Below are 12,250 nucleotides of genomic sequence, written 5' to 3' on the forward strand. Positions count from 1 at the left end.
CGAGACTTTCTCGCGATTAGGGGCCGCTATGCTGGGGCGCTCGCATCATGTGGAGCGTTTCGGTAGTATGTGCGGCTTTTCTGGGCACCGGAACGCATGCTGATGCGGCGTTAGCGCTAAGGACAACAATATTCATGAAACGTCTGGATAACTACTTCAAGCTCTCCGAGCACAAAACCAATGTAAAGACAGAAGTTATCGCAGGGATCACCACGTTCCTGACGATGGCTTACATTATTTTTGTCAACCCAAGCATCCTTTCTGAAGCGGGGATGGATTACGGCGCAGTGTTTGTGGCCACCTGCTTAGCGGCGGCTATTGGTTGTTTCGTGATGGGGCTGTGGGCTAATTACCCCATCGCCCAGGCGCCTGGTATGGGATTGAACGCTTTCTTTACCTATGGCGTAGTGCTAGGGATGGGCTACACCTGGGAAGCAGCGTTGGGAGCGGTGTTCTTTTCTGGTCTGACGTTCTTTTTACTCAGTATTTTCAGAATTCGCGAATGGATTATTAATGCCATTCCGATGTCGTTGCGGCTGGGGATTGCGGCCGGTATCGGGCTGTTCCTGGCGATGATTGCGCTTAAAAACGCAGGGATTGTCGTTGCTAATCCTGCCACCTTCGTTTCGCTGGGAGATCTCTCTCAGCCGCCGGCTATTTATGCCTTGCTGGGCTTCTTTGTTATTACCGCTCTCTCTTACCTGCGGGTAACCGGCGCAGTAATGATCGGTATTTTGGGCATCACCGTACTGGCGATGCTGCTTGGGCATAACCAGTACGGTGGATTAATGTCGATGCCGCCTTCCATTGCACCTACCTTTATGGCGATGGATTTGATGGGTGCGTTAGATGTAGCGATGCTCAGCGTGATTTTCGCTTTCTTGTTTGTGGACCTATTTGATACTTCGGGCACCTTAGTGGGCGTTGCTCATCGGGGTAAGCTGCTAGATAAAGACGGCAAGCTGCCCCGCATTGGTCGCGCCATGATGGCCGACAGTACCGCGTCTATGGCGGGTGCTGCGTTGGGTACTTCAACCACGACGAGCTATATTGAATCAACCGCGGGTATTGCCTCGGGCGGCCGTACCGGTTTGACCGCAGTAGTGGTTGGCGTGATGTTCCTTATCAGCCTGTTTTTTGCACCGCTAGCCGGCTCTATTCCTGCCTACGCCACCGCCGGTGCGCTGCTATACGTTGCGGTATTGATGGCGGGTAGCTTGGCGCATGCCAACTGGGATGACCCTACCGATGCCGCGCCGGTTTTGATTGCAGCCCTGGCGATGCCACTGACGTTCTCCATTGCTGAGGGGATTGCGCTGGGCTTTATTAGCTATGTTGCCATCAAAACATTGTCGGGCCGTTTCAGCGATCTGAATCCAGCTGTCATTATTTTGTCGCTGCTGTTTGCCGCGAGATATCTATTCATGGGGTGATGACCCCCTGATTTTGACTCTTTTCTACTGTTTTTTTACTACTTTTTCTACTAATCGATGAGAGGCGCGATGAGTATCTACGGCGACTACATTAAGTCCGTCATTCGCACGGTTCCTGACTGGCCTGAGCAGGGCGTAAATTTTCGTGATATCACTCCTTTGTTACAAAATAGCGCGGCTTTTCGCAAGCTGATTGATAGCTTTGTTCATCGTTATCAAGAAATGAACCTGGATGCCATCGCGGCCATCGATGCTCGTGGGTTTATCATTGGCGCACCGCTGGCATATGAATTGGGTTGCAGCTTTGTCCCGGTGCGTAAGAAGGGCAAGCTGCCGTTCAAAACCATCAGTGAAACGTACACGCTTGAGTACGGCCACTCGGAGGTCGAGCTACATTCCGATGCTTTCCAAAAGGATGACCGCATTCTGTTGATGGATGACCTGATAGCGACCGGTGGCACGATGATGGCAGCGGCAAATCTCATTCAACGCAGCGGTGGCAACGTCGTTGAGACAGCCACTATTATTGATCTGCCTGAGCTGGGTGGTTCACAGAAAATTCGCGATGCCGGTTACAGCGTATTCGCAGTTTGTTCTTTCAACGAAGACGAGTAATCCCCATGAGCAGCGACCGTTATCACCAACACTTCACTGTTTCCTGGGATCAGCTGCACCGCGATGTGCGTGCGCTTTGTCACCAGATGATCGAGCGTGATTTTAAAGGCATCGTGGCGATTACGCGTGGCGGTTTAATTCCTGCTGCATTAATTGCGCGGGAATTGGATATCCGGCTGATCGATACCGTGTGCATTAAAAGCTATGACCATATGGATCAGGGCGGTCTGGATATTATGAAGGGCGTCGAGCACGACGGCGACGGATGGCTACTGGTTGATGACTTAGTCGACACCGGTAAAACGGCGCGGGCAGTGCGTAAAATGCTACCCAAGGCGCACTTTGTCACTATTTATGCCAAGCCGGACGGCCGCCCCTTAGTCGATCAATATCTGACAGAAGTGGCTCAGCAGTGTTGGATCCAGTTTCCCTGGGACATGGGCGTCGCTTACGTTGAGCCGCTTGTTGATCAACTGAAGAGGTAAGTATGGCCAATCCACTTCCCAACGATTGGAGTCAGTGGCTGGGTAATGAGTTTGAGGCAGATTACATGCTGGCGCTAAAGGCATTTTTAGCACAGCAAAAGTCGGCCAAAAAAGTTATCTACCCGCACTCTACGCAGTGGTTTCGTGCTTTCGAACTGACCCCGTTAAGCGAAGTGAAAGTGGTCATTCTAGGCCAAGATCCTTACCACGGCCCCCATCAGGCGCACGGCCTGTGTTTCTCTGTGCAGGCCGGTATTCCCGTGCCGCCGTCGCTGGTTAATATCTATAAAGAGTTGGCCACTGATGTCGGCTTTACGCCGGTGCGCCACGGTCATCTGGAAGCGTGGGCGAGACAGGGCGTGCTGTTATTGAATACTTCGCTCACCGTTGAGCAGGGTAATGCGGCATCCCATCGAGGCAAAGGATGGGAGCCGTTTACCGATCGCGCTATCGAGACGGTTAGCCAGCATTCGCCTCCCTGTGTATTTCTCCTTTGGGGGGGGCATGCACGCCAGAAGATCGCGTTAATTGATCAAAGCCGGCATTTAATACTCGAAGCACCTCACCCTTCACCGCTTTCAGCGTACCGAGGTTTCTTCGGTACACGGCATTTTTCACAAGCAAATCAGTTCCTGCAAGCGCAGGGGCGAGCGCCTATTGAGTGGCAATTACCGGAAACCCCTTAACCTAGAAACGGGTTGCGGTTAGAATGTGCGCAATTTTGCGCCTAATGAAAGATCTCAGGTTGCCATTCTGAATCCCCTGCAGTGAGGAAGTCCCATGAGTGTTTACGCTATTAACCATCCGCTTGTTCAACATAAATTGGGGCTGATGCGTGAAGTTGATCTGAGCACTAAGAGCTTTCGTGAACTAGCAGGTGAAGTCGCCAAACTGTTGACCTATGAAGCAACCAAAGGTCTGGAACTTGAAGACCATGAGATTCAGGGCTGGAACGGCGAGCCGATCGCCACGCGTCGGTTAAAGGGTAAAAAAGTCACCGTTGTGCCCATTTTACGTGCCGGACTTGGCATGTTGGAAGGCGTAACGGACCTTATCCCCAGTGCGCGGGTCAGCGTCGTAGGTCTTTACCGCGATGAAGAATCGCTGCAGCCGGTTCCTTATTTCGCCAAGTTTGCCAACGATATTGAAGAGCGCATGGCGATTGTCATTGATCCTATGCTGGCAACAGGCGGTTCTATGGTCGCCACGTTAGATATGTTGCGCGAGCGCGGCTGTGAACACATGAAAGTGATTGTGCTAGTCGCCGCACCGGAAGGCATTAAGCGGGTGCAGGAAGCCTACCCTGATGTCGAAATTTATACCGCTTCCGTTGATGACCGATTGGATGAAAATGGCTATATCGTTCCAGGGCTAGGCGACGCTGGCGATAAGATTTTCGGAACGCGCTAAGCGTCCTTTTTCAGACTGCCCCTTACGTTCTGCGTTAGGGGCATTTTTTTGCACATTACAATTTAATCATCTCTAGGATATCACCGATGCGTGACGTTGCCGGCCAAACTGAGTCGTGGGCAAAAGTGCTATTAACCGGTACGCAAATGCTCTTTGTCGCGTTTGGTGCCTTGGTATTAGTGCCTCTTTTAACCGGGCTTGATCCAAGTGTCGCTCTGTTTACAGCTGGTGTGGGCACGCTGGTGTTCCATTCAGTCACTAGCCAAAGCGTACCGGTGTTTTTAGCCTCATCGTTTGCCTTTATTGCACCTATTCAAGGCTCGGTAGCCAGCTTTGGCATTCCAGCTACGATGGGTGGGCTAATGGCGTCTGGCTTGGTGTATGTGGTTATTTCACAAGCCGTGCGCTTAAAAGGTACCGCTTGGCTGCACCGGCTACTGCCTGCGGTCGTGGTCGGGCCAGTCATTATGGTAATTGGTCTTGCGCTGGCGCCCGTCGCTGTGAGTATGGCCACAGGTGAAACTAGCGATAACATTGGCTATGGTGCCGCCATTTTCTTATCAATGACCAGCTTGCTGGTGACGCTGCTGCTCGCCGTTTTTGGGCGTGGGCTGCTAAGACTATTGCCGATTATTGGCGGGATTTTTACGGGCTATGTGCTAGCGCTACTAATGGGTGTGGTCGACTTTACGCCGATTCATGAGGCCGCATGGCTATCGATGCCCAGCTTTACAGCACCAAGTTTTCATTGGGCCGCTATCCTGTTCATGATCCCCGTTGCTATTGCCCCGGCGGTTGAACACATTGGTGATATGGTGGCTATTGGATCGGTGACGCGCAAAAACTATCTTGAAAAGCCGGGACTGCATCGCACTTTACTCGGCGATGGATTAGCAACGACGGTAGCTGCTTTATTTGGTGGGCCGCCCAATACAACCTATTCAGAAGTAACGGGGGCAGTGACTCTCACGCGAGCATTTAACCCCAAGTACATGATAGTCGCCGCGATCGTCGCCATTATATTAGCCTTTGTTGCTAAGCTAGGCGCATTTTTGCAAACCATTCCGGGCCCTGTGATGGGCGGCATTATGACGCTGTTGTTTGGTTCTATCGCAGTGGTAGGAATGAATACACTTGTACGTGCTGGGCAATCGCTAACGGCACCCCGCAATCTAGTAGTGGTCTCATTGATACTGGTGTTTGGAATTGGTGGTATGCAGTTTGGGGATGGCCAGTTTACGCTGCAGGGCGTCAGCTTAGCTGCGCTAGTGGGTATTGTGCTGAACTGGCTATTACCCCAAGAGCAAGAGGGCGAATAACATTAGCGTTTTGAACACCGCGTGCATCGCTTGGATGACAGCGCGCCAGTGGTAACCAGGAGCGTCGGCAGCATGAAAAATGAACTAGCGGCACCCTTTCCCATTTTGGGCATAGCTGCTTGGAGTGGCACCGGTAAAACGACGCTATTAGAAAAGCTATTGCCGCAGTTGAATGAGCATGGCCTACAAGTGGCTGTGATTAAGCATGCCCATCACTCGTTTGATGTAGATCAGCCCGGCAAGGACAGTCATAAGCTACGCTGCGCCGGTGCGGCTCCGGTGCTGGTGGCTTCACATCAGCGGTTTGCACTGATGCAGGAAACGCCCGGGCAGGCTGAGCCTGACTTGGCTAAGTTGATCGCCATGCTGGTGCCGCATCACCCCGACCTTGTGATTGTCGAAGGTTTTAAAACCTGGCCAATACCTAAGCTGGTACTGTACCGGGATGGCATTGGCGATGCGTCAATTTTGACGGGGACATGGGTGGCGGCGATAGTAGCGAACCAGCCGCCTTCAATTGATGTGACTGACGGTGTGCCCCGGCTAGATCTTGATGATATTGATGCTATCGCGCGCTGGATCGTGACCTGGATAGATGCAAAAAATAAGGCGCTGCCTTCAGCATCCGATTCTTCAATGACCCAACCTTCAATGCCCCAATCCTCAACGACGCGGCCTTCACAAAAGCAAAGGTGATTACTATGCATCTAACCCACCTCAACACCCGTGGTGAAGCCAATATGGTAGACGTTGGCGATAAGCAAGAAACCCGCCGCGAAGCCGTTGCCTCAGGGCGTATTGTGATGCAGCCCGAAACATTAACGCTACTCAGTGACGGACAATTGCCCAAGGGTGATGTTCTGGCAACTGCGCGTATCGCTGGTATTCAGGCAGCGAAGAGAACCCATGAGCTAATACCTCTCTGCCATGCTTTAGCGCTCTCTAAGGTATCGGTTGAGTTTGAAATTGATGTGGCACAATCTTGTGTTCACGTCACATCGTTGTGTCGCTTAAATGGCCGTACAGGAGTTGAAATGGAGGCGCTGACGGCTGTCTCCGTCGCCTGTTTGACCCTTTACGATATGTGCAAAGCGGTCGATAAAAATATGCGTATCGATGCCATTCAGCTCGATAGCAAGCAGGGCGGGCAACGCGGTAATTACCAGCGTTTAAGCGAGCAGGCACCCATTGTCACCGGCGAGGGCTCTGCAGGTGAAGTCAGCGTGAGTGAGCGCTGTCCTTCGCCGTGCGTGTGCGTTAAGTTTTTAGCCGAGCTACGCGAGCGCGTCGGCGAGAGCGAGACCTTCGTGGGGCTGGATACACTTTCCAGCCGTGATATTCACGGATTAAAAGCGACACTGGCTGCACGCGATTCGCGATACAACCTATTGGCCGATCAGCGTACGCTATGCGCGATCAATCAAGTGATGGCGAATGATGATGCGTTGGTGACCGATAACGATGAAGTGGCATTTTTTCCGCCGGTCACGGGGGGCTAAGCGTGGATATTAAGGTTGCCATTCAAGCAGCGCCTTTCTCGATGGCCTACGCATATGATGAGGTATTATCAGAGCGCACCGATATTGGTGCGGTGGTGAGCTTCACGGGCCTGGTGCGTGATTTCAATGAAACGCCCGATGTCACCGGTTTAACACTTGAGCACTATCCTGGCATGACTGAGCGAACGCTCGAGGCGATCGGTGAGCAGGCCGGGCAGCGCTGGGCGCTAAACGCTGTGCGTATTATTCATCGCGTAGGACATATGCAGCCAGGCGATGCAATTGTGCGGGTGCTTGTAGCCAGCGCTCATCGCCGTGAAGCATTCGAAGCGTGTGATTTTATTATGGACTATCTAAAAACTCAGGCTCCTTTCTGGAAGAAAGAGCATTCCGCACAGGGCGAGTATTGGGTCGCAGAGCGTCACTCTGATCAACAGGATGTGGCGCGTTGGAAAAACATCTAGCTACCCAGAAAAAAATCTAACGATTAAGAACGCTGGTCTGCTAGGACGTCTCTTGCATTTCAGCCGCGGTAATTTGCAGGTGCACGTCAGGCATGTGCTGCATATGATCTGCCAGCCAATGAATCAAGCGTGGCTGCAGCGCCTGTCGCAGATCTGCGAGCGTGTCGGCGGCAATCTCATCAAGCTGCCCATCAAGCCAGTCAATAAAGCTGTCTTCATCCAGCGGGCAGGCATTCGTTGCATCTAGCATTAAGCGGCCAATACGCGCCCAGCCGTGATCGCTAATGGTCACGGGCAGTGCTAAATATAGGCTACCGCGTCGAGCCGTGGAAATGGCCGCATCTAATCCGGGGTGTGGAACAACGCTGTTCTGATTAACAATGCAGGGTGGCTGCACATGGTGTGCTTCACAGTGAAGGCCGTAGTTGTCAAAGCGTAATAAATCACCGTTGACCGGCGTTAGCGGTGCGCTAATACCCAACTGCTCAGCGATTGTCTGATGCGCCTGCTGGTGTCTTGCTTCGCCGTGAACAGGCATCAAGTGTTTAGGCTTCAGCCACTGGTAGAGCTTAATTAACTCTTCTTGAGCAGGGTGGCCGGTCGCATGCAGCTCAGGGTGATTCACCTCGTCGTAAATACGTACACCCAGCTGGGTTAAGCGCTTTTTAAGCTGATCAATAGGGCGCTCGTTACCGGGTATGACCTTGGCCGAAAAAATAACGTTATCGCCGGGCTGTAAGTCGACAGAAGGGTGGCGGCCCTGAGCCAGCCTCTGCAGCGCTGCCCGGGACTCACCTTGGCTGCCTGTCGCAATAATGACGACTTCATCGGGCGGCAGGTAGCCCAAGTCGTGATTGGGCACCAGGGGCGGTAAGTCATCCATGTATCCCAGCCCGCGCGCTACGCTGACCATGCGCTCCATCGAGCGGCCCATTAAGCTGATACGCCGGCCACACTGGTGTGCGGCGCGGCCTATAGCAAGCACGCGGGCCAAGTTGCTTGCAAAGCACGAGACCACGACGCGGCCTTCGCAGCGGCTGAGCGTTTTTGCTAACGCCCGAGCGACGTCCCCCTCGCTGCCTGAGTGACCGGGCATAGGGGCGTTGGTTGAGTCGCCGACGACTAAATCGATGGGGGCAAGTGCTTTAAATTGAGCGGCACTGATGGGCGTGCCAATCAGCGGCTCGGGATCAAGTTTCCAGTCGCCGGTATGTAAAACGCGGTAGCCACCGGCCAGCATCATCAGGGCACAGCTTTCGGGAATGGAATGCGTTAAAAGCAAATAACGTAGAGTGAATGGGCCGCTTTCTAGAGCTTCGCCAGGCTCAATGACGTGTATCGCCGCACTGCTAAGCTGATGTTCGGCGAATTTTAATCTGAGTAGCCCTGCTGCCAGCGGCGTGGCATAAATAGGGCAGTTCCACATGGGCCAGAGCCAAGCGACTGCGCCAATGTGGTCTTCATGACCATGGGTGATAAACAGTGCTTTGGGTACGATCCCCAGCGCCTTCGGCGTATCTACGTTGGGTACTTGAAGCGGTGAGTTAGGAAGATCCTGGCGAATCATCATGCCGCAATCAACGGCAATCCAGTGATTGTCATAGCCGTATAGCGTTAGATTCATTCCGATCTCACCACATCCCCCCAGCGGCAATATGCGCAGCGGTGGACGACGACGGGGACGAATTTGAACGCGTGAAGAATGCATCAGTTATGAAAAGCCTAAAAAGTAGTGACTTAACTATACGGGAAGGCAGGGGCGGCTAACAATCATCGTTGTCCTTCCGATACACTATGCAGCGTCGTTAACATGCCAAGGTGATGGTTTGTTAAGCCGGTTTATCCGGTTAGTTTTTCATTAGTGATGTTTGAAATAGGTCAAGAGTAGCCCACATGTCGCATTATTATCGTTTAGTTGTTTCTTGCCCTGATCGGGTGGGTATTGTTGCACGCGTGTCGAGCTTTATTGCTCAGCAAGGCGGGTCGATTACTGAAGCCAGCCAGCATTCGGACCTAGAGACCGGCCGCTTTTTTATGCGTTATGAAATCTTGGCAGACTCAGTAGGCATCTCGGTAGAAGCGCTGCGTGCCGCCTTTGAACCGGTAGCCCGAGAATTCAGCATGCAATGGGCATTGGTTGATACTCAAAAGCGTCGGCGCGTAGTGCTGATGGTGTCGCGAGAATCGCACTGCTTAGTAGACCTTCTTTATCGCTGGCAGTCGGGGGAGTTGGATTGCGATATTGTCGGCGTTATTTCCAATCATGACGACTTGCGTTCGCTGACGCAGTGGTACGGAATTCCTTACCACCACGTGTCGGTAGACCCTGACGATAAAGAGGCATCATTTGCGAAGGTACAGGCTGAAATCGATAGCGCGCAGGCGGACTGCATCGTACTCGCACGCTATATGCAAATCCTACCGCCCGAACTGTGCGCGCGTTATTCAGGCAAAGTGATCAATATTCACCACAGCTTTTTGCCCTCATTTGCGGGAGCAAAACCTTATCACCAGGCCTACCAGCGGGGCGTTAAGCTGATTGGCGCTACCTGCCATTATGTCACCGAGGAGCTTGATGCAGGCCCCATTATTGAGCAGGATATCCACCGTGTCAGCCACTGCCATACGCCTACTGATTTAGTGCGCTTTGGGCGTGATGTTGAGAAAGCGGTACTGGCACGCGGTTTACACTGGCACTTAGAAGACCGCGTGCTGATCCATGGCAATAAAACGGTGGTATTTAGCTAAGCGGCTTATCAATAAGGCTACTTTATCGCTATGAGGTGGCCGCTTTTGCGACCACCTCTATTAGGTTTGATGAAGGCATTGATAAATGACGTTATGCCTGGCTTAACCTAACGCCTGGCCATTGCCGCCGCGAATCACGCCAACGCCAACGCCTTCTATATCGAGCGACTGGGAACGTAGATCGATTTCAATCGGCGCAAAGTCGGCGTTCTCTGCGAACAGCGTGACCTGATGGCCTTGGCGCTTAAAGCGTTTAACCGTGACTTCATCATCTAAGCGGGCAACGACTATCTGACCGTCGCGGACACGCTCAGTACGGTGCACGGCCAGCAGGTCACCCTCTAAAATACCGATATCTTTCATGGATAAGCCACGTACGCGCAGCAAGTAATCCGCTTTGGGGGTGAAGTACTCAGCAGGCAGCGGGCAGTAGCGGTCGATATGCTCGGCAGCCAAAATAGGACTGCCGGCGGCAACTTCACCAATGACCGGCAGGCCCGCCTGAGCAGGCTCGATCGTGGCAGACAGCGTACTGACAGATGTGTCCAATACGTCTTGAGGCTCTTGGTTAGGCAAGCGTATACCGCGTGACGTGTTGCGAATGATGCGGATCACACCCTTGCGTTCAAGTGCGCGTAGATGCTCCTCAGCGGCGTTAGGTGAGCGAAAGCCGAGTGCTTTAGCGATCTCAGCGCGCGTCGGAGGGTAGCCAAATTCGCCCATGGTTTTAACAATAAAATCAAATACGTGCTGTTGGCGAGCGGTTAGTGGACGCGACATACCAAGCTCCAGAATTGTGAATAGACAGTCATAAAATGAAGGTAACTTAAACAGTAAGTGTTTAAGTATACAGTATGTGTCTCTGTCCAGTATATGGCCTTGTCAATACCAATATTTACCGCTCTGGGAGCTTCAATGATTTGAAACTAAGCTTTTTCTTATGCAGCTTTTCCTTATAAGTGCCGAGGCATTGTGGTGACAAATCAAGCGTTGAGACTACCCAGGTTATGGCATAGTATTTTGCGATGTTTTAAACACCTGTTTCTCTGGAGAGCATCATGGCTCAATCTGATACGGTGACCCGTATACTTGATACCGCTGAAGTGCTGTTTGCAGAGCGTGGTTTTGCTGAAACCTCGCTGCGCAACATCACTAGCAAGGCGCGCGTCAATCTTGCTGCTGTGAATTATCATTTTGGCTCCAAAAAAGCCTTAATTCAGGCTGTTTTTTCCCGCTATCTGGATCCTTTTACGCTGCGTTTTCACACTGCGCTTGATGAGCTTGAGGCTCAGCATGATGGGCAGGTGATACCGCTGGAAACGCTGCTTGAAACTATGGCAACGACGGTTCTTGCGGTGCCCGCTGAGCGTAATAGCTTGAAGGTCTTTATGCGCCTGCTAGGCTTAGCCTACAGTCAGGCTCAAGGGCATTTAAGGCGACATATACAGCAAGAATATGGGGATGTGTTTACGCGCTTCACTGAGCTAGTGCGCCAAGCAACCCCTGAACTGCCCGATGCAGAGCGCTTTTGGCGGCTACACTTCATGCTAGGCACTGTTATCTTCACCCTGTCAGGCCTTGATGCCCTGCGTGATATTGCGGAAAAGGATTACCACGAGCAGGTATCGGTGCGGGACTTAATCCGGCGCTTGCGCCCGGTAGTCGTGGCTGCGATGAATGCGCCACTACCCCCAACTTTAGAAGAAGGACACCATGCGAACGCCAAGGTTAGCTGAGCTACCCCCAACCGAGAACATCTGGCTTGAGATAGATACTACCGAGCAGCTGCTGCGCTGTTGGCGGGGGCCTAAAGTGCTGCATGAGTGCGCTATTTCTTCTGGCGTTGCCGGTGTTGGTGAGCATAATGGCAGCGGTAAGACGCCGCATGGCTGGCACTATGTGCGCGCCGCGATTGGCAGTGGCTTGCCCGAGAATGCGGTATTTCGTGGCCGCCGCTGGACTGAGGAAGTATTCTCGCCAGCGTTAGGCGAAGCCTACCCGCAGCGTGATTGGATTTTGACGCGGATTCTGTGGCTTTGTGGGTTAGAAAGAGGCGTGAATCGTGGCGGTCAGGTTGATTCGCAGCGGCGCTATATCTATCTGCACGGTACGCCTACCGATCAGCCGATGGGCGTCGCCGCTTCGCACGGATGCATTCGGCTACGCAACAGCGATTTGCTACATATCTTTGCATTGTCGTTGCCCGGCACCCCCGTTTGGTTGCACGGAGAAAGGCAGTGCTTTGACTAAACGACGCTGAGCTGTATTGGGGGCGGG

Annotated in this window: 14 protein-coding genes; 12 read left to right on the forward strand and 2 right to left on the reverse strand. The window is 52.7% G+C overall.

Translation table 11 applies throughout. The features are described from left to right. Positions 1 to 134: 134 nt before the first annotated feature. The 9 genes from ACT3TR_RS15630 (at position 135) to moaE (ending at position 7,225) form a co-directional block, all read left to right on the forward strand. Positions 135 to 1,433, forward strand: a complete 1,299-nt coding sequence (locus ACT3TR_RS15630; RefSeq protein WP_096279729.1) for an NCS2 family permease — start codon at positions 135 to 137, stop codon at positions 1,431 to 1,433. 69 nt (positions 1,434 to 1,502) lie between these two features. Beyond that, positions 1,503 to 2,048 (forward strand): adenine phosphoribosyltransferase, encoded by a 546-nt coding sequence (locus tag ACT3TR_RS15635; protein WP_096279731.1) that lies wholly within the window; start codon positions 1,503 to 1,505, stop codon positions 2,046 to 2,048. Positions 2,049 to 2,053: 5 nt separating this feature from the next. After that, a complete protein-coding gene (gpt, locus tag ACT3TR_RS15640; RefSeq protein ID WP_096279733.1) occupies positions 2,054 to 2,533 on the forward strand; it encodes a xanthine phosphoribosyltransferase in 480 nt (159 codons plus the stop codon). Positions 2,534 to 2,535: 2 nt separating this feature from the next. Then, positions 2,536 to 3,219: a uracil-DNA glycosylase gene (gene ung, locus ACT3TR_RS15645; protein ID WP_096279735.1), complete on the forward strand. Its 684-nt coding sequence runs from the start codon at positions 2,536 to 2,538 to the stop codon at positions 3,217 to 3,219. Positions 3,220 to 3,313: 94 nt separating this feature from the next. Then, positions 3,314 to 3,943 carry a uracil phosphoribosyltransferase gene (gene upp, locus ACT3TR_RS15650; RefSeq protein WP_235039476.1) on the forward strand — a complete coding sequence of 210 codons (630 nt, stop codon included), beginning with the start codon at positions 3,314 to 3,316 and terminating at the stop codon, positions 3,941 to 3,943. An 86-nt stretch (positions 3,944 to 4,029) separates the two neighbouring features. Beyond that, positions 4,030 to 5,262 carry a uracil-xanthine permease family protein gene (locus tag ACT3TR_RS15655; protein WP_096279739.1) on the forward strand — a complete coding sequence of 411 codons (1,233 nt, stop codon included), beginning with the start codon at positions 4,030 to 4,032 and terminating at the stop codon, positions 5,260 to 5,262. A 72-nt stretch (positions 5,263 to 5,334) separates the two neighbouring features. After that, the gene (mobB, locus tag ACT3TR_RS15660; protein WP_444625589.1) at positions 5,335 to 5,958 is read left to right on the forward strand and encodes a molybdopterin-guanine dinucleotide biosynthesis protein B; all 624 of its coding nucleotides are present in this window, start codon (positions 5,335 to 5,337) and stop codon (positions 5,956 to 5,958) included. A 5-nt stretch (positions 5,959 to 5,963) separates the two neighbouring features. Continuing rightward, positions 5,964 to 6,761: a cyclic pyranopterin monophosphate synthase MoaC gene (moaC, locus tag ACT3TR_RS15665; RefSeq protein ID WP_444625588.1), complete on the forward strand. Its 798-nt coding sequence runs from the start codon at positions 5,964 to 5,966 to the stop codon at positions 6,759 to 6,761. A gap of 2 nt (positions 6,762 to 6,763) precedes the next feature. Further along, positions 6,764 to 7,225, forward strand: coding sequence for a molybdopterin synthase catalytic subunit MoaE (gene moaE / locus ACT3TR_RS15670; protein WP_096279745.1), 462 nt, complete (start codon positions 6,764 to 6,766; stop codon positions 7,223 to 7,225). Positions 7,226 to 7,265: 40 nt separating this feature from the next. Here the strand turns inward: moaE and ACT3TR_RS15675 are convergent, their stop codons facing one another. Next, positions 7,266 to 8,849 (reverse strand): ribonuclease J, encoded by a 1,584-nt coding sequence (locus ACT3TR_RS15675; protein WP_444625718.1) that lies wholly within the window; start codon positions 8,847 to 8,849, stop codon positions 7,266 to 7,268. 269 nt (positions 8,850 to 9,118) lie between these two features. On the opposite strand from ACT3TR_RS15675, the gene purU reads away from it, so the two are divergent. Continuing rightward, a complete protein-coding gene (purU, locus tag ACT3TR_RS15680) occupies positions 9,119 to 9,973 on the forward strand; it encodes a formyltetrahydrofolate deformylase (RefSeq protein WP_444625587.1) in 855 nt (284 codons plus the stop codon). A gap of 102 nt (positions 9,974 to 10,075) precedes the next feature. Here purU and lexA read toward each other — a convergent pair whose 3' ends face one another. After that, positions 10,076 to 10,753, reverse strand: a complete 678-nt coding sequence (lexA, locus tag ACT3TR_RS15685; protein WP_096279751.1) for a transcriptional repressor LexA — start codon at positions 10,751 to 10,753, stop codon at positions 10,076 to 10,078. Positions 10,754 to 11,031: 278 nt separating this feature from the next. Between lexA and ACT3TR_RS15690 the strand changes: the two genes are divergently transcribed. Together ACT3TR_RS15690 and ACT3TR_RS15695 are read left to right on the forward strand one after the other, a co-directional pair. Then, positions 11,032 to 11,709, forward strand: a complete 678-nt coding sequence (locus tag ACT3TR_RS15690) for a TetR/AcrR family transcriptional regulator (protein ID WP_096279753.1) — start codon at positions 11,032 to 11,034, stop codon at positions 11,707 to 11,709. Next, positions 11,687 to 12,223: a L,D-transpeptidase gene (locus tag ACT3TR_RS15695; protein ID WP_096279755.1), complete on the forward strand. Its 537-nt coding sequence runs from the start codon at positions 11,687 to 11,689 to the stop codon at positions 12,221 to 12,223. The genes ACT3TR_RS15690 and ACT3TR_RS15695 overlap by 23 nt, the downstream gene beginning before the upstream one ends. The last annotated feature ends 27 nt before the right edge of the window (positions 12,224 to 12,250 follow it).

The sequence above is a fragment of the Halomonas sp. AOP12-B1-6 genome (assembly GCF_052379225.1).
Classification (GTDB): domain Bacteria; phylum Pseudomonadota; class Gammaproteobacteria; order Pseudomonadales; family Halomonadaceae; genus Vreelandella; species Vreelandella casei.

What these genes read in the sequence shown, in the direction of transcription:
- upp (WP_235039476.1), top strand. Translation starts at nt 3,314, where the DNA reads ATGAGTGTTTACGCTATTAACCATCCGCTTGTTCAACATAAATTGGGG.
- ACT3TR_RS15655 (WP_096279739.1), top strand. Translation starts at nt 4,030, where the DNA reads ATGCGTGACGTTGCCGGCCAAACTGAGTCGTGGGCAAAAGTGCTATTA.
- mobB (WP_444625589.1), top strand. Translation starts at nt 5,335, where the DNA reads ATGAAAAATGAACTAGCGGCACCCTTTCCCATTTTGGGCATAGCTGCT.
- ung (WP_096279735.1), top strand. Translation starts at nt 2,536, where the DNA reads ATGGCCAATCCACTTCCCAACGATTGGAGTCAGTGGCTGGGTAATGAG.
- ACT3TR_RS15675 (WP_444625718.1), bottom strand. Translation starts at nt 8,849, where the DNA reads ATGAATCTAACGCTATACGGCTATGACAATCACTGGATTGCCGTTGAT.
- ACT3TR_RS15630 (WP_096279729.1), top strand. Translation starts at nt 135, where the DNA reads ATGAAACGTCTGGATAACTACTTCAAGCTCTCCGAGCACAAAACCAAT.
- ACT3TR_RS15695 (WP_096279755.1), top strand. Translation starts at nt 11,687, where the DNA reads ATGCGAACGCCAAGGTTAGCTGAGCTACCCCCAACCGAGAACATCTGG.
- gpt (WP_096279733.1), top strand. Translation starts at nt 2,054, where the DNA reads ATGAGCAGCGACCGTTATCACCAACACTTCACTGTTTCCTGGGATCAG.
- ACT3TR_RS15635 (WP_096279731.1), top strand. Translation starts at nt 1,503, where the DNA reads ATGAGTATCTACGGCGACTACATTAAGTCCGTCATTCGCACGGTTCCT.
- lexA (WP_096279751.1), bottom strand. Translation starts at nt 10,753, where the DNA reads ATGTCGCGTCCACTAACCGCTCGCCAACAGCACGTATTTGATTTTATT.
- moaC (WP_444625588.1), top strand. Translation starts at nt 5,964, where the DNA reads ATGCATCTAACCCACCTCAACACCCGTGGTGAAGCCAATATGGTAGAC.
- ACT3TR_RS15690 (WP_096279753.1), top strand. Translation starts at nt 11,032, where the DNA reads ATGGCTCAATCTGATACGGTGACCCGTATACTTGATACCGCTGAAGTG.
- purU (WP_444625587.1), top strand. Translation starts at nt 9,119, where the DNA reads ATGTCGCATTATTATCGTTTAGTTGTTTCTTGCCCTGATCGGGTGGGT.